The sequence below is a fragment of the Pseudomonas sp. AC136 genome (assembly GCF_979258585.1).
On record NZ_OZ409865.1, the window covers coordinates 4380956 to 4397709 of the forward strand.

The following is a 16754-nucleotide window of genomic DNA, read 5'->3' on the forward strand; positions in this document are numbered from 1 at the left end:
CTTGGCAAAAAAGCGCCCCAGGGTGGCGGGGCGTTATGGCGCGAAGAATAGTGGGTTTGCCGGGTGATTTGCCAGCAAAGATGCGGACTAGAGCGGGCAGCTCGTCAGGTGGCAGACGCCTTGGCGACCGGGTTGAGCAGGCGATGCTGTTGATAGATGTACTGACGCAGCCGCTCGCTGTGCTCGGTTTTGCGCCCGCTCAGGCGGTACGCCACCAGGCGCTGATTGCTGCGCCGCGCCAGAATGCCCTGCAAACGAAGCGGTTCAGCGCCGGCTTGCGGCAGCCACAACGTAAAGCTGTTCGGCACCGTTTGATGACGAACTTCCATCAGCAAACCGGTGGTGGAAAGGCTGTGCAGCCACATGCCGCTTGGGTTGCCCTGTTCATCGACCAGCTCGACAGCAGGTTCGATATTCAGGCGCCACGGCCGCTCGGATGGACCCTGCTCGATCACCTGCGGTGCGCCAATTTCCAGGCTCATGCTGTGGAATTCGTCCTCCACCAGTTGCAGCGGAAAGGTCACGCGCTCGCCGTTGAAATGGGCTTCGATGGTCAACTGGTCGCTGGCCGCCAGGCGGGTGAGCAGGTCTTTGGTCTGCGTGCCGCCATCTACGCGCAAACTTGGGGTTTGCATCGGGCCGTTCGGGCGAGCAGCGCCTTGCAGGTCCTGTAGAAACTCCAGTTCCTCGCGCGTAAGAATTCGGGGGTCTTGCATGGCAGATGCTCCAGTACTACACGAAGGGCAATCAGATGGGCCAGATGCGTCGGTGGTGGGACAACGCCGTATAGGCTTTATTAGTGAAAGCGTCAGGCTTTCCGACAAGCGGCGCGCAGGCGTCTGTTACGCAGTCTTTTACCGACGTTCGAGACCGATCGCGACACGGCTCAGGCATAATGTCCGGCGTTTTTTTTAGCCTGCTAACGGAGCGAATAAATGAAAGTTGCGATCTTGTCCGGCTCGGTGTTTGGCACCGCTGAAGAAGTGGCCCGCCACGCTGAAACGTTGCTCAAGGCCGCTGGCTTCGAAACCTGGCACAACCCGCGCGCCTCGCTGGATGACCTCAAAGCCTTTGCCCCCGACGCCTTTCTGGGCGTGACGTCCACCACCGGCATGGGCGAGCTGCCCGACAACCTGCAACCGCTGTACTACGCCATCCGCGACGAACTGCCGAACTGGCGCGGCCTGCCGGGCGCCGTGATTGCCTTGGGCGACGCCAGCTATGGCGACACCTTCTGTGGCGGCGGTGAGCAAGTGCGTGAGCTGTTCGCCGAGTTGGGCCTTCGCGAAGTGCAAGACATGCTGCGCCTGGATGCCAGCGAGAGCGTGACGCCGGAGACGGATGCCGAGCCGTGGTTGGCCGGGTTTGTGAAAGCGCTAAAGGCCTGAGCCCGCAAGACTCCCTCACCCCCAGCCCCTCTCCCGCAGGCGGGAGAGGGGAGCCAATCGCAGCTTGCCGCGCGATACACGGTCGGCTCCCTCTGCCCGCTTGCGGGAGAGGGTTGGGGTGAGGGTTTTAATCCCATGCTCCGCGCGCTGACCCACAAGGCCACTAAGCTGGCTGCCAGAGCGACTACCGCCCCCGCCATCCCTCGCTAGACTCACCGGCACTGAAAACAAAAACAACCGAGGTGACCGCCGTGACCGCTGCGCAAATCAAATCCGTACCGAACGTCAAAGACCAGGTGTCCGCCGCCGAGTGGCAGGCCCGTGTCGACCTCGCGGCCTGCTACCGCCTAATCGCCCTGCACGGTTGGGATGACCTGATCTTCACCCACATCTCGGCCAAGGTGCCGGGCACCGAAGAATTCCTCATCAACCCGTTCGGCCTCATGTTCCATGAAATCACCGCCTCCAGCCTGGTAAAGGTTGATCTCGACGGCGTGAAGAAAATGGACAGCCCGTACGAAATCAACCCGGCCGGCTACACCATCCACAGCGCCGTGCACGAAGTACGTCACGACGTCGGCTGCGTGATCCACACCCATACCGCCGCCGGCATTGCCGTGTCGGCGCAGAAACAAGGGTTGCTGCCGCTGTCACAGCAGTCGCTGTTCGTGCTGTCGAGCCTGTCGTATCACGGCTACGAAGGCGTAGCGCTGAACCATGAAGAAAAGGCGCGTCTGCAAGCCGATCTGGGCGACAGCAATTTCATGATTCTGCCAAACCACGGCCTGATGACCTGCTCATCCAGTATTGCCGACTCGTTCCTGATGATGTTCACCCTGCAGCGCGCTTGCGAAGTGCAGGTGATGGCGCAAAGCGGCGGCGCCGAGCTGATCCACATTCCGCAGCAAATTCTCGACGGCGCCAAAGCCATGGTGCAGGGCGTGATGAAAACCTCCCAAGGCATGGGCGGTTCGCTGGCGTGGCCGGCGCTGTTGCGCAAACTGGATCAACAAAATCCGGGCTACAGCGCGTGATGACGCCGGCCCTCGCCGGCATTCCCCTGCGCGACTGGCGCGCGCAGGCGAAGAGCCTGACCTTTGAGGGACACAGAATTGCCTATTGGACGGCAGGGCGCGGCGAGCCGTTGCTGTTGATCCACGGTTTCCCCACTGCCAGCTGGGACTGGCATTACCTGTGGAACACCTTGGCGCAGCGCTATCAGGTGATCGCCTGCGACATGCTCGGCTTCGGCGATTCGGCCAAACCTCGTGGTCACGATTACCGATTGGTGCAACAGGCCGATATCCAACAGGCGCTGCTGCGCCAGTTGAACATCGACGCGCCAGTGCACGTGCTGGCTCACGATTACGGCGACAGCGTGGCGCAGGAGCTGGTGGCGCGGCACCACGAAGGGCGAATTCGCCTGGCCTCGTGCGTGTTCCTAAACGGCGGCTTGTTCCCGGAAACCCATCGCCCGGTGCTGGTGCAAAAGCTGCTGTTGAGCCCGCTCGGGCCGCTGATCGGCCGGATGTTCGGTCGGCAAAAGTTGGCGGAAAGTTTCGCCAAGGTTTTCGGGCCAAACACCCAGCCCAGCGAGCAGGAACTGGACGACTTCTACAGCCTGATCGCCCATAACAACGGGCCGGCGGTGATGCATCGTTTGATTCATTACATTCCCGAGCGCCGGCAACAGCGCGACCGTTGGGTGGCGGCGATGCAAAAAGGCGGTTTGCCGCTGCGGGTAATCGATGGCGCCGTGGACCCGATCTCAGGCGCCCACATGGTGGCGCGCTACCGGGAGCTGATCCCGCAACCGGACACCGTGCTGCTGGAAGGCATCGGCCATTACCCGCAAACCGAGGCGCCTGCGGAAGTGTTGCAGCATTACCAAGCATTTCGCGCCGCCCTCGCTGGAGCTGCGGTAGCCTAGCCGCTGACTTTTAGCGGGAGGCGATATGCGCACGGCAGCGATGTTCACGGCGACACTTCTATTGGGCGGCTGCGCAGGCAGCGCGCCCACTGAGCAGGCGCCGCTGTTTGAAGGCTGGTATGCCCAGCAGCCGCTGGGTAATCCACAGTTCGCGCCGGGGCTTTGGCCGCTGTTGGCCAGTCGCGCTAATTTTCCGGTAAACGATGCGCCGGCCACCGCCGGCCTCGTTCAATTGCACATCGACGCCGACCAACAGCTCACCGTGCGCCTGCATCGGGAAGGGCGCTGCGTTGGGCAGCTCAGCATTGCCGGGCACCTTGACGGCACTCAGTACCAATTTTCAGACAGCGACTTCAACGGCATTCCGGTTATCGCCTGGGGCCATAACGCCCGTGACGTAACGCTCGCACTGAGCGCCCCCGAGCAACTGGCCGCTACGGTGCACACCAGCAGTTTCGGCATGTTCCTGATCATTGCCGGCGGCGCGCCAGACCGCGATGTCACCTATCGCTACACCCGCGTGGAGACGCCCGCCGTCGTCTCGCCGACGTGTCCGGCACCGGCGCCGGGGCGGCAGTGAGCGGCGCGAATCATGCCCTACCGTTATTGCGCGCCATTCAGCCCCGGCCGCTTTTCTTGTGGCCGCCGCCGCGCTCCGCGACACTCGGCGCCATCGCATGTTCTGCTATCTGCCACAGGAGTTTGATATGAGCGAGTCCGTTCGTTTTGAAGACAAGGTTGTGATCGTCACCGGCGCTGGCGGTGGTATTGGCCGCGCGCACGCCCTGGCATTCGCCAAAGCCGGCGCCAAAGTGGTGGTCAACGACCTGGGCGGCAGCACCCACGGTGAAGGCGCCAACGCTTCGGCGGCAGACCGCGTAGTGGCTGAAATTGTTGAAGCCGGCGGCACCGCCGTGGCCAACCACGACTCGGTAACCGACGGCGAGAAGATTGTGCAGAACGCCCTCGACGCCTTCGGCCGCATCGACGTTGTGGTCAACAACGCCGGCATCCTGCGTGACAAAACCTTCCACAAAATGGAAGACGCCGACTGGGACCTGGTTTACCAAGTGCACGTGGCCGGCGCCTATAAGGTCACCCGCGCGGCGTGGCCGCACATGCGTGAACAGAACTATGGCCGGGTGATTTTCACCTCGTCCACCTCGGGCATTTACGGCAACTTCGGCCAGTCCAATTACGGCATGGCCAAGCTCGGCCTGTACGGCCTGACCCGCACGCTGGCCATTGAAGGCCGCAAGAACAACATTTTCGTCAACGCCATTGCCCCAACTGGCGGCACGCGCATGACCGAAGGGCTGATTCCCCAGCAAGTGTTCGAACAACTGAAGCCTGAACTGGTGAGCCCATTGGTGGTGTACCTGGGCAGCGAAAACTGCCAAGACACTGCCGGCCTCTACGAAGTAGGTGGCGGCTGGATCGGTAAAGTGCGTTGGGAGCGCAGCAACGGCGCGGGCTTTGATCCGAAAGTCGGCTTTACCGCTGACGACGTTGCCGCCCACTGGCAAGAAATCGGCGACTTCGAAGGCGCCAGCCATCCCGAAGACAGCCTGCAAGCCTTGCAAGCGATGATGGCGAATCTGCAGAAACACGCCGGCAAGTAATCACTGCTCGCTAAAAAAACCGGCCCCTTTAAGAGGGGCCGGTTTTTTTTTGCCCAAATTTCACACCTGTAGGAGCGGCTTCAGCCGCGATGCGCTTGAGCCAAAAGCATCGCGGCTAAAGCCGCTCCTACGGGGGCTGTGGCGAAGGCAAGTTTTGCGCCGGTTTTCTTACAAACTGCAAAAGTTCCCGCCTCGCCGAATGCCCCTCCATTCATTCCAGTGTTGGTGCCCTGTGATGACCGCATGGTGCGGGCATTCATCCTTTTGGGCGACACGAAGAATCAAACCTTCGTGCGCTTATCCGCGTGTCATCCGCTGAGTACGGTGCACCACAGTTTCACCAACTAGGAGAGCCGCATGACAACAACAAAAAGGCCCGGACTGTTCCAGCCAAAGACTCTGGCAATCGCGATCGCATTGGGCACCTGCGCCCAGGCTCACGCGGTGAATTTCAATATTGGGGAGATCGAGGGGCAGTTCGACTCTTCGCTGTCGCTTGGTGCTAGCTGGTCTACTGCCAAAGCAAACCAGGACTACATCGGTAGCGCTAACGGCGGCAACGCTTTCACTCAAACCAACGACGATGGCCGACTAAATTTCAGAAGAGACAAAACGTTCTCGAAAATTTTCAAAGGCATCCATGACCTTGAGCTGAAGTACGGCGACACCGGTGTCTTCCTGCGCGGCAAATACTGGTACGACTTCGAGCTTAAAGATGAAAGCCGTGAGCTGATGGACATCGACGACGACCACGCCAAGATGGGCGCGCGCTCGTCGGGCTATCAGCTGCTGGATGCGTTCGTCTACCACAACTACGCCATTGCCGATCAGCCAGGCAGCGTGCGTCTGGGTAAGCAAGTGGTCAGCTGGGGTGAAAGCACGTTCATCCAGAACGGCATCAACTCGATCAACCCGGTCGACGTATCTGCCTTCCGCCGTCCAGGTGCGGAGGTCAAGGAAGGTCTGATTCCGGTCAACATGTTCTACGTCTCGCAGAGCATTACAGAGAATTTGTCTGCCGACGCGTTCTACCAGCTTGAGTGGGACCAGACGGTCGTTGATAACTGCGGCACCTTCTTCTCCAGCACCGATGTGTTGCAAGAAGGCTGCGACAACAACTACCGCGTTTTGGATGGCGCGACGGTTGCCAACCTGAATAACAACCCGGTGCTTCGAAACGCACTGGCCGGCGCGGGTGTAGACCTGAATTCGCAGGGCGTGGCGGTTCGACGTGCCGGTGACCGTGACCCAAGCGATTCGGGTCAGTGGGGCGCAGCATTGCGCTGGCAGGGCGAGGACACCGAGTACGGTGCGTACTTCATGAACTACCACGCGCGCACACCGTTCCTGGGCATCCAGAACGCCAGCGCGGACGAGATTCAAAGCGCATTTACTACCTTAGGTGGTGCTTTGGCTCAGCCCATTCTGTTAGGCACAGGCAAGTACTACTTTGAATATCCGGAAGATATTCAGCTCTACGGCCTGAGCTTCTCCACCACGCTGCCCACCGGCACCGCATGGTCCGGTGAAATCAGCTATCGGCCGAATATGCCGCTGCAAATCAATACCAACGACATGACTCCGCTGGCTGCGACTGAGCCAGCCGGTGCTTTCGCAGCGGCAGGTCGTGGCTTGCCGGGCGTTCTCGCCGCGCGTGGTACGGCAAACCAGGATCACCGTGGCTATAACCGCAAAGAAGTCACCCAAATCCAAACCACGTTCACCCACTTCTTCGACCAAGTCATGGGCGCAGATCGGGTAACGGTAGTGGGTGAAATCGGCGCCAACTCCATCGGTGGTCTGGAACACAGCAGTGAGCTGCGTTATGGCCGCGACTCAACCTTCGGTAACGTCGCCCAAGGCGGTCCTCACGGCTACTACACCAACACATCCTGGGGCTATCGCGCTCGCGCCATCTGGGACTACAGCGACGTGTTCGCCGGTGTGAACCTCAAACCGAACCTGTCGTGGTCGCACGATGTCGATGGTTATGGCCCGAACTTCAACGAAGGCGCCAAGGCCGCGAGCATTGGTCTGGATGCCGAGTACCGCAACACCTACACCGCGGGTATTTCGTACACCAACTTCTTCGGCGGCGATTACAACGTACTCACCGACCGTGACTTCCTGGCCCTCAGCGTTGGCGTGAACTTCTAAGAATTGCTTGCGGAAATAACAGAGGACTACAAGAACAATGAAAACAACGAAAAATCTGTTGGGTGCCCTGGCTCTTTCGCTGCTTGCCAGCAGCGTGTTGGCTGCCGTACCGGCCGCCGAAGTGGCCAAGCTCGGCGCCACGCTCACGCCACTGGGCGGTGAGAAAGCGGGTAACGCCGATGGCAGCATTCCGGAGTGGAACGGCGGTCTGGCGAAGAACGCTGCTGCCGTAAACAGCGGTGGTTTTGTCAGCGATCCGTTCGCCAGCGAAAAGCCCCTGTTCGTGATTACCGCTGCCAACCTCGACCAGTACAAAGCCAAACTCTCGGCTGGCCAACTGGCGATGTTCAAGCGCTATCCCGACACTTACAAAATGCCGGTTTACCCGACTCACCGCACCACCGCCGTGCCGGAAGAAATCAACAAAGCAGCCAAGATCAGCGCCGAAAAAACGGTGCTGCTCGAAGGCGGTAACGGCCTGAAAAACTTCACCGACAGCCGCTACTACGCCTTCCCGATTCCGCAGAACGGCCTGGAAGTGATCTGGAACCACATCACCCGTTATCGCGGTGGCAACTTGCGCCGCAACATCGTGCAGGCCACGCCGCAAACCAACGGCAGCTACACCCTGGTGCACTTCACCGACGAGGTGTCGTTCCCGGCGGGTATGCCTGGCCTGGATCCGGCCAAAGCGGAAAACGCCCTGTTGTTCTTCAAACAGCAAGTGACCGAGCCGGCGCGCCTGGCCGGTAACGTGCTGCTGGTACACGACTCCCTCGACCAGGTTGCCGAGCCGCGCATGGCGTGGATCTACAACGCCGGTCAGCGTCGCGTGCGTCGTGCACCGCAGGTTTCGTATGACGGCCCAGGCACCGCCTCGGACGGTCTGCGTACCTCGGACAACTTCGACATGTTCAACGGTGCTCCTGACCGTTATGACTGGAAGTTGATCGGCAAGAAAGAAATGTACATCCCGTACAACAACTTCAAGCTGCAATCGCCGGACGTGAAATACGCCGACATCCTCAAAGCTGGCCACACCAATTCCGACCTGGCCCGCTACGAGTTGCACCGCGTATGGGAAGTGGAAGCGACCCTGAAAAGCGGCGAGCGCAACATCTATGGCAAACGTAAGTTCTACGTCGACGAAGACTCCTGGCAGATCGCCGCTTCGGAAATGTATGACGGCCGTGGCCAACTGTGGCGCGTAGGCGAAGCGTTCCTGTACCAGCAATTCGTGGCGCAGGCCCCGGGTTATGCCTTCGAAGCGCTCTACGACATCATCGCTGGCCGTTACCTGGCCATCGGCATGATGAACGAAGAGAAACACTCGGTTGAATACGGCATCAAAACCTCGGCCACCGACTACACCCCGGCAGCCCTGCGTAACGCTGGCGTTCGTTAAGCTTCGAAACAATTTGGACGTAGGTTAGGCCTAGCGCCGCGAAGCCCAACGAGCGTCCATCACACAGCTTAATGAGCACTGCTCAGGTGTATGAATAAGGCGGCCCGCGGGTCGCCTTTTTCTTATTTGGCCGCCCGTTACGAGCTAAGCGTGGTTAAGATCGGGCCTTGTTTCACCTTGAATAAAAACAAAAAAAGCAGAGGCATCGACCATGCATAACGTCCACCCGATTGGACCGCGCCCCCTGCGTTTATCCGACAGTCCGCTGCCGCGTTTGCCGGCGGCCCATTTTCCCCGTCCGCGTCTGGTGCAGGCGCTGCTGGCCGGCGACAGCCGCCTGGCGCTGATTTGCGCACCGGCCGGTTTTGGTAAAAGCGTGTTGCTCAACGAATGCGTGCGCCAGGCGCCGGTCGGCACCCAAGTGGTGTGGCTTGACCTGCTCGGCCGCGCCCTCACGCCCATCGAACTGCTTGCCCGCCTGGCCAAAGCGCTGGGTCGCGCCGTGGAGGAGGGCGACACCTACGACGAGTTGTGCAGCCTGCTCAGCCGCATCGAGCAACCGCTGTGGATCGTGCTCGACGACTACCCGCGCGAAGCCTGCGCCGAGCTGGATGACTGCCTCGACCGTCTGCTTGAACAGGCGCCGCACACCTTGCGTTGGTGGATCGGCGGGCGCCGGCGCCCAGCCTGGAACCTGCCGCGCCTGATGCTGCAGGGTGACTTGCTGGAACTGGACGCCTCGGCGCTGGCCTTGGAAGAACCCGAACTAAACGGTTTGCTGGAGCAACACCACCTCGATCTGCCCGCCGAACTGCGCGCGCAATTGCTACACAACAGCGAAGGCTGGGTGGCCGGCGCTTGCCTGCTGCTGATCAAAGGCACCGCCGAGAATCTGCCCGAACGCTTGGCGTCCGGTACGCCGTTGCTGCACGAATACATCGTGCGCGAAGTGCTTTCCGGCTTGTCGCCAACCTTGCTGCGGGCGCTGTCGGTGCTTGCCCATATGCCGCGGTTTTCCGCCGCGCTGTGCGAGCACGTACTGGATGAAAACGGCGCGCAGCTGTTTGAAGAACTGCATGCTAGGCAGATGTTTTTTCTGGGCATGGACAGCTGCGGCGAATGGTTCCGCCTGTCGCGCCCGCTGGCGGCAGTGCTCAAGCGTCAAAGCTCGGCACCCGCTCCCACGCAGGCCCACGTGCGCGCCTGCCAATGGTTTGCCAGCCACGGCGACGTGCGCGCGGCCGTCGAGCACGCGCTGTTTGCCAATCAGCCCGACGTGGCGGCCAACTACTTGCAGCGCTTCGGCCAGGAACAGTTGCTGGTCGGTCAAAGCGTCGCGCAATTTCTGCAATGGCGGCACGAGTTGCCCGCCAGCTTGTATTCCAGCACCCCCCGGCTGATTACCCTGCAAGCCTGGGCGCTGCTGATTTGCGCGCGTCTGGATGAAGTGGACGATTGCCTTAAAGACCTGGGCCGTTTCTTTCCGCAACCCACGGCCCGGCAACAGCAACAGCTGTTCGCCCATTACCAAGCCATTCAAGGCGTGCTGCAACGCCAGCGCGGCCAGCGCAGCGCCCGCGAGCATTCGTTGCAAGCGCTGGAGGTGTTGGCGGACGAAGCGTGGTCGCAACGCGCGCTGTGCTATCAGGCGCTCGCCCAGCAGGCGTTCGCCGAGCACCTGCTCGATGAGGCCTACGAGTACATTCAGGAAGGATTAAAGCTGGCGCGCTTGAACGGCAGCGTGTTGTTCGAAGCGCTGCTAAGCGTCGACCGCGTGCACCAACTGACCATCATGGGCGACACCCAAGCGGCGCTGGAGCTGGCCGACCTGTGCCTGCAACACCTGCAAGCGGCGGGGCGCCAGGGTCCGGTGATGGGGCGCCTGTTGCTCCTGCGCGCTAGCCTGTTCGCCAGCCAAGGTCAAACCGAGGCCGCTCACGCGGCGTATAACGCCGGCTTGCAGGCCGCTGAAGCCTGCGAAGACGCCTACGTTATTTTTGGCTACCACGGCCTCGCCGAATTGGCGGCCCAAGCCAACGACTTCACCCTGGCGTTCCAACTGCTGCGCAAGGCCGAGCGGCTGATGCAATGGCAGCACGTGCCGGAAGTGCGCTATCGCGGCGTGCTGCAACTGGCCCAAGGCGCGCTGTGGTTGCGCCAGGGCGAAGCGCAACGGGCGCGCGCCGTGCTGCAAACCACGCTCGACGGCTACCTCGAACGCGACCTGCTGGCGCCGTCTGGCTTCTACGACCTGCTTCCACGTTTGCGCTATCAATTGGCCTTGGCCGATCTGCAATTGGGTGATGTGCGTTCAGCATTGGACGCGCTGCAAGCCCTGAGTGACGACTGCGAGCGCGGCGGTTACCGCAGCTTGCTCAACCGCTGCCGATTCAGCCTGGTGCAGGCGCTGTTGGCGAACGGCCTGGAAAAACCCGCCGAGGCCATGTTGCGGCTGGCCCTGGAAACGGCGCAGCAGCAGGGCGTGAGTCCCGACCTGCAGGCGCTGCACGCGCAATTTGGCGCCTGGCTGGAAAGCGTGCTGCCGCAGTTGGCGGAGCCATTGGAACTGCGGCTGTTGCTGAGTCAGGCGGGGGCGGGCGCCGAGGCGGCGGCGGAAACATCGCCGCTGAGCGCGCGCGAAAAAATGGTCTTGGAACAGATTGCCCAAGGCTATTCCAACCTGCAGATCGCCGATCGGCTGCACATTTCGCTGCACACCGTGAAGACCCACGCGCGGCGCATCAACGTCAAATTGGGCGTCGAGCGCCGCACGCAAGCCGTCGCCAGGGCCAAGGCGTTGGGCTGGCTGGTTTAAACAGCTCCGCTGGCGGTACCTGGCCAGGTCAAAAGCATCGCGGCTAAAGCCGCTCCTACAGAACGCGAAATTTGTAGGAGCGGCTTCAGCCGCGATTTCTTGCAAACCCCGCCCGGCGTCTCGCCTGCCCATCCGCCACGTCTGACATTTTTTTCACACCCCCTGCCGTACGGTGTTCGCCCTACGTTCCGCTACGCATTGTTTCTTTCCAGCGGATGTCCGGGTTTTTGGCGGAGCAGCGGCATATGCAAGTTCGAAGCAGCAAAGGGTGGGGTATCGACTGGGCCGGAATAGGCTGGTTATTTCTATTTTTTTGGTATTTCTCCTGCGTTCCGCAGTTGCTTATTCAAATTACCGGTACCTCCGGTTTCACCGGGTTCCGCCAGGCGTTCTTGATGAGCGCGTTGTGGCTGGTGCCGGTGTTGCTGTTCCCGGCAAAAACGCGGGTTATCGCCGGTGTGATCGGGCTGCTGCTGTGGGCCGCGTCGTTGGTGAGCCTGGGTTACTTTTTCATCTACGGGCAGGAGTTTTCGCAGAGCGTGATTTTCATCATGTTCGAGTCGAACCTGGCCGAGAGCAGCGAATACCTGACGCAATATTTCGCCTGGTGGATGGTGCCGGCCTTTGTCGTGCACACCGTGGTGGCCTACGTGTTGTGGCGCCGGGTGCGGCCGATTGAAATGACCGGCCAGCCAGCGTTTGCTGCGGCTGCGTTTATGTTGTTGTGTTCGCTTGGTTATCCGCTGATCAGCCAAAGCCTGCGGGAGAAAACCCTGGGCGATGCCTTGCTCAAAGTCGAAGCCAAGTTGGAACCGGCGGTGCCGTGGCAACTGGTGTTGGGCTATCGGCAATACCGTGAGCAGTTGGGCAACATGCAGGGCATGCTCAATGACGTGGCAAAGATTCCGCCGCTCAAACACCTCAAGAGCAGCCTTGGCAACGAGCCGGCGACCCTGGTGCTGGTGATCGGCGAATCGACCAACCGCCAGCGTATGAGCCTGTACGGCTACCCGCGCAACACCACGCCCAATCTCGACAAACTGCGCAATGACATGCTGGTGTTCGACGACGTCGTCACCCCGCGCCCGTACACCATCGAAGCGTTACAACAGGTGCTGACCTTTGCCGATGAAGAGAGCCCGGACCTTTACCTGAAAACGCCGTCCATCGTCAGCGTCATGAAGCAGGCCGGCTTCAAGACCTATTGGATTACCAACCAGCAGACCATGACCAAGCGCAACACCATGCTCACCACGTTTTCCGAGCAGGCCGACGAGCAGGTGTACCTGAACAACAACCGCAACCAGAACGCGCGCCAGTACGACGGTGATGTGTTGGCACCGTTCGCCAAGGTGTTGCAGGAAGACGCGCCGAAGAAATTCATCGTCGTGCACTTGTTGGGCACGCACATGAGTTACCAGTACCGCTATCCGCCAGAGTTCGAGAAATTCACCGACCGCTCGGGCGCGCCAGCCAGCCTGCGTGACGACCAACTGCCGACCTACAACAGTTACGACAATGCCGTGCTGTACAACGATTTCGTGGTGTCGAGCCTGATCGGTGAATACGCCAAGAAAAACGACAACGGTTTTCTGCTGTACCTCTCCGACCATGGTGAAGACGTCTTCGACTCGCCCACCGGCAACGTGCTGGGGCGCAACGAGGCGAAACCGACCGCGCCGATGTACACCATTCCCTTTATGGTCTGGGCCTCGCCGAAATGGCGCGAAGGGCATGAGTGGAGCTTTATCGCCGACACCAAGCGGCCGTACAGCAGCTCGCAGTTGATTCACACCTGGGCGGATCTGGCCGGCCTCAGTTTTGATGAGTTCGACGCCAGCAAAAGCCTGGTCAGCGCGCAGTTCAAAGAACGCCCGCGCATGATTGGCGACCCCTATGGCAGTAAGAAGTCGCTGATCGACTTCAGCCTGATCAAGCCCAAACAGCCGCCTAAAGAGCTTGAAACCGCCCAGCAGTAACGGCGCAACGTGCCATTCAACGCCCCGATTCCGGGGCGTTTTCGTGTGTATTCGCGACGTTTTCGGACAGCCATTAGCGGCGCGCCATACGCGTTGCCCTGGGCTGACCTATTCTTTTGGTCGGGCAGGCGTATAAGTAGGAAAAACCTTACGCATGGTGTCGTCTGTTTTTTGGGGTTATGGGTGTGATGCGGCCGTTTCTTATTAGTGTGCTGAGTGCACTCATTCTCGGGGCTCCAACGCTGGCGCAGGCTGCGCCAGGGATTGCCTGCACCCGCACCATGACGCTGGCGTTGCATGACCATGGCTTGCTGTATTCAGCCGACACCGACGCTGGCATCGATAAAGACTTCGCCGACGAGTTGATAAAACGCAGCGGCTGCACCGTCACCGTGTCGCTGTTGCCGCGCGCGCGCATCTGGCAGTTGATCGAGCAAGGCGCGCTGGATTTCAGCCTGTCGGGCATCGCCAACGAGGAGCGAAACCGTTTCGCCAGTTTCGCCTGGTATTTCTCTGACCAGTTTTACTTGCTGGTTCGCCAGGACGCCGGCGTGCAAACCCTGGCGGATTTCGCTGCCGACCCGGCGCTGCAGCTTGGCATCATTCGCAGTTTTCGCTACAGCCCCAAGGCCAATAATTTGGTGGACCAGCTCACCACGCAGCGCCGCGTGCGCCACGCCAGCCGCCTGGAACCGTTGTATGAAGTGCTGATGGCCAATCAAATCCAAGGCATGATCATCGAGCCGTTCGATTACCCACAGGTGCAAAACGATGACATCCGCCAACAGACGCGCGTGGTGGAAACCGGCGATGCACCCACGCCCCACGGGTTAATCATGTCGAAGAAGTCGCTGTCACCCGAGGAACAGGCGCAGTGGCGCGCGCTGGTCGATGGCATGCGCGCCGACGGCACGGTGGAGCGCATCTTTGCCAAATACTTGCCGGCCGAATTGGCCCACACGCTGGTTAATTTTTGAGCATGTCGCGCCTTGGCCTTCGCTATAAATTACTGGCGCCGCTGATTCTGCTGGTGTCGTTGGGCGTTACCTATTGGCTCTGGCACCACGAGCAACGCAACGCCCAGCTCGACCGTCTGGAAACCGCCGACTACAACCTGCGTGAAGCCACCAGCGCCATCGACCAACGCATCGCCGCCTACGAACAAGTGTTGCGCGGCGTGCAGGGCCTGTTCGCCGCTTCGGATCTGGTGCGTCGCGAAGAATTCAAAACCTACCTCGACTCGCTGCAGCTGGGCGTTGACTACGCCGGCCTGGAAGGCATCGGTTTCGTGCAATGGAGCAGCCGCGAGGCCTTGCCGGCGCTGATTGCCCAACAGCGGGCCAGCGGCGTGCCGGACTTTCAGGTGCGCCCAGAAGGAGAACGTGAGTTCTACGCGCCGGTGGTGCAGATGGAAATGCTGTCGGGCAACAGCCATCTGGTGCTGGGGATCGACCCCTTCGCCGACCCCGAACGCCGCATGGCCATGGAGCAGGCGCGCGATTCCGGCGACGCGAAAATCACCGGCAAGGTCGAGCTGGTGATTCCCAGCGAAGCCGATGCGCAAAGCAAAGCCGGCTTTCTGATGTTTCTGCCGGTGTACGCCAAAGGCCAACCCCACGTTAATCAGGCACAACGCCGCGCGACACTGATCGGTTGGGTGGTCGCGCCGCTGCGCATCAACAAATTGATGGCCAGCTTGTACGGGCCGCAGTCCAGCGCCATCGCCATCAAAATTCACGAAGGCGTGAAGCGCACGCCGACGTCGTTGTTGTTCGACTCCAGCGAAGGCAGTGTGCGCAGCCCCAGCGGCCCCAGCGATGCGGTCGAGTACCTGGAAGTGGCAGGGCGAACCTGGACCCTGGAAATGCTCAGCGAGCAACAACGCGACCGGCCCATCAGCAAAGACAATTCTGGGCTGATCGCCGGCGCCGGTCTGGCCCTGAGCCTGCTGCTAACCGTGCTGACGTGGATGTTGACCACCGGCCATTCCCGCGCGCAGACCCTGGCGCGGGAAATGACCCGCGAACTGCGCGCCAGCGAAACCCGTTTACGCCACCTGGCCGAGCACGATGCGTTAACCGGCCTGCCCAACCGCGCGCTGTTTAGCGACCACCTGACCCACGCCTTGGCCCAGGCTCGGCGCAACAGCACGCGGCTGGCGCTGATGTTTATCGACCTGGACCGCTTCAAACCCATCAACGACACCCTTGGCCACCATGTCGGCGATACCCTGCTGCAAGTGGTGGCGCAGCGGCTGCAACACTGCGTGCGCGAGTCGGACATTGTCGGACGCATGGGTGGCGACGAGTTTGTGGTGCTGCTGCCGGTGATCGACGGTGACAACGATGCGTTAGTGGTCGCCGAAAAAATTCGCGAAGCCCTCAATCAACCGTTCGACCTGGGCTGTGGGCAACCGTTGAGCCTGTCATCCAGCACCGGCATTGCCCTGTTTCCCGAGCATGGCGAGGACGAGGTGCAGCTCACCAAGAACGCCGACGCGGCGATGTACGAAGCCAAAGACAGCGGGCGCAATCAGGTGAAGTTGTACCAAGGCGCAACCGCCCCAGTCGCTTTGTAGGTTGGTGTTGAGCGAAGCGAAGCCCAACACCCGGCCACCGGTGGACTACAGCTTGCCCGCCAAGCCAAACTTGCGCTTCAACACCCACTCCATCAGTCCTTGCGGCAATAGCAGTGCGAGCAAGGGCAGCGCTCGGCTGCCGTTGCCCAAGCGCAACAAACGCGGCGGTTCCGCGCGCTGTACGGCGCTCAATACGTCGCGGGCAAAGTGGCTGGCCGGCGTCGGGTTGTCTTGTGACGCGCGCGCCCGGGCGCGAATGCCCTCGCGAATCGGCCACCACGGCGATCCTTCGGCAATCAACTGCTCAGCTTCGCGGCTGGCATTGGCGCCAAAGCTCGACGCAATGGCCCCCGGCTGCACTTCCAACACCCGCACACCAAAGGGCGCCAACTCCATGCGCAAGCCTTTGCTCAACGCATGCACCGCCGCCTTCGAGGCGCAGTACGCTGCCGCGAACGGCGTCACCAAAACGCCTGACACGCTGCTGATGTTCACCACCACGCCACGGCTGCGGCGCAACAGCGGAAACAGCGCACGGGTCACGTCGATGAGGGCAAAGACATTGGTATCGAACTGGCGCTGCAACGCCTCGCGGCCGCCATCCAGCAGCGGCCCCATGGCGCCATAGCCGGCATTATTGATCAGCACATCCAGGCCGCCCACTTCATCGCTAAGCCGCGCCGCCAATTGCGCAACGGCGGCGCTGTCGTTGACGTCCAGTTCCACCGCATCGAAACCGGCAGCGTTCAACGCCGCCAGATCGCTGGCCTTGCGCGCCGTGGCCCAGACGCGAAAGCCGGCCGCCTTGAAAGCATCTGCCAGGGCGCGGCCAATGCCGCTGGAGCAGCCGGTGATCAAAACGGTTTTGGACATGGGGGCT

General features: G+C 61.0%; 13 protein-coding genes. 11 read left to right on the plus strand and 2 right to left on the minus strand.

What is annotated here, in order from left to right; translation table 11 throughout:
• Window positions 1–104: 104 nt before the first annotated feature.
• Entirely contained in the window at window positions 105–716 is a 612-nt protein-coding gene (locus ACZZZU_RS19615; RefSeq protein WP_463381853.1) for a hypothetical protein, read from the minus strand.
• A gap of 219 nt (window positions 717–935) precedes the next feature.
• Between ACZZZU_RS19615 and ACZZZU_RS19620 the strand changes: the two genes are divergently transcribed.
• From ACZZZU_RS19620 to ACZZZU_RS19670, 11 genes are all read left to right on the plus strand, one after another.
• The gene (locus ACZZZU_RS19620) at window positions 936–1388 is read left to right on the plus strand and encodes a flavodoxin (RefSeq protein ID WP_463551569.1); all 453 of its coding nucleotides are present in this window, start codon (window positions 936–938) and stop codon (window positions 1386–1388) included.
• A gap of 266 nt (window positions 1389–1654) precedes the next feature.
• Window positions 1655–2422 (plus strand): class II aldolase/adducin family protein, encoded by a 768-nt coding sequence (locus ACZZZU_RS19625; protein ID WP_463552162.1) that lies wholly within the window; start codon window positions 1655–1657, stop codon window positions 2420–2422.
• The gene (locus ACZZZU_RS19630) at window positions 2422–3318 is read left to right on the plus strand and encodes an alpha/beta fold hydrolase (protein ID WP_463551570.1); all 897 of its coding nucleotides are present in this window, start codon (window positions 2422–2424) and stop codon (window positions 3316–3318) included. Before ACZZZU_RS19625 ends, ACZZZU_RS19630 begins: the two co-directional genes overlap by 1 nt.
• 25 nt (window positions 3319–3343) lie before the next feature.
• Window positions 3344–3898, plus strand: a complete 555-nt coding sequence (locus ACZZZU_RS19635; protein WP_463551571.1) for a hypothetical protein — start codon at window positions 3344–3346, stop codon at window positions 3896–3898.
• 127 nt (window positions 3899–4025) lie between these two features.
• A complete protein-coding gene (locus tag ACZZZU_RS19640; RefSeq protein ID WP_122492808.1) occupies window positions 4026–4940 on the plus strand; it encodes an SDR family oxidoreductase in 915 nt (304 codons plus the stop codon).
• Between the two features lie 357 nt (window positions 4941–5297).
• Window positions 5298–7097, plus strand: coding sequence for a DUF1302 domain-containing protein (locus ACZZZU_RS19645; protein ID WP_463551572.1), 1800 nt, complete (start codon window positions 5298–5300; stop codon window positions 7095–7097).
• Between the two features lie 37 nt (window positions 7098–7134).
• Entirely contained in the window at window positions 7135–8502 is a 1368-nt protein-coding gene (locus ACZZZU_RS19650; RefSeq protein WP_463551573.1) for a DUF1329 domain-containing protein, read from the plus strand.
• A 211-nt stretch (window positions 8503–8713) separates the two neighbouring features.
• The gene (locus ACZZZU_RS19655; RefSeq protein ID WP_463551574.1) at window positions 8714–11317 is read left to right on the plus strand and encodes a LuxR C-terminal-related transcriptional regulator; all 2604 of its coding nucleotides are present in this window, start codon (window positions 8714–8716) and stop codon (window positions 11315–11317) included.
• 245 nt (window positions 11318–11562) lie between these two features.
• Window positions 11563–13296, plus strand: coding sequence for a phosphoethanolamine transferase CptA (gene cptA, locus ACZZZU_RS19660; RefSeq protein ID WP_463551575.1), 1734 nt, complete (start codon window positions 11563–11565; stop codon window positions 13294–13296).
• A 188-nt stretch (window positions 13297–13484) separates the two neighbouring features.
• On the plus strand, window positions 13485–14273 hold the full coding sequence (locus ACZZZU_RS19665; RefSeq protein WP_463381860.1) for a substrate-binding periplasmic protein: 789 nt from the start codon (window positions 13485–13487) through the stop codon (window positions 14271–14273).
• Between the two features lie 2 nt (window positions 14274–14275).
• On the plus strand, window positions 14276–15874 hold the full coding sequence (locus tag ACZZZU_RS19670; RefSeq protein ID WP_463551576.1) for a CHASE domain-containing protein: 1599 nt from the start codon (window positions 14276–14278) through the stop codon (window positions 15872–15874).
• Between the two features lie 45 nt (window positions 15875–15919).
• On the opposite strand, the gene ACZZZU_RS19675 is transcribed toward ACZZZU_RS19670, so the two are convergent.
• Window positions 15920–16747 (minus strand): SDR family oxidoreductase, encoded by an 828-nt coding sequence (locus ACZZZU_RS19675; protein WP_122492802.1) that lies wholly within the window; start codon window positions 16745–16747, stop codon window positions 15920–15922.
• Between the last annotated feature and the right edge of the window lie 7 nt (window positions 16748–16754).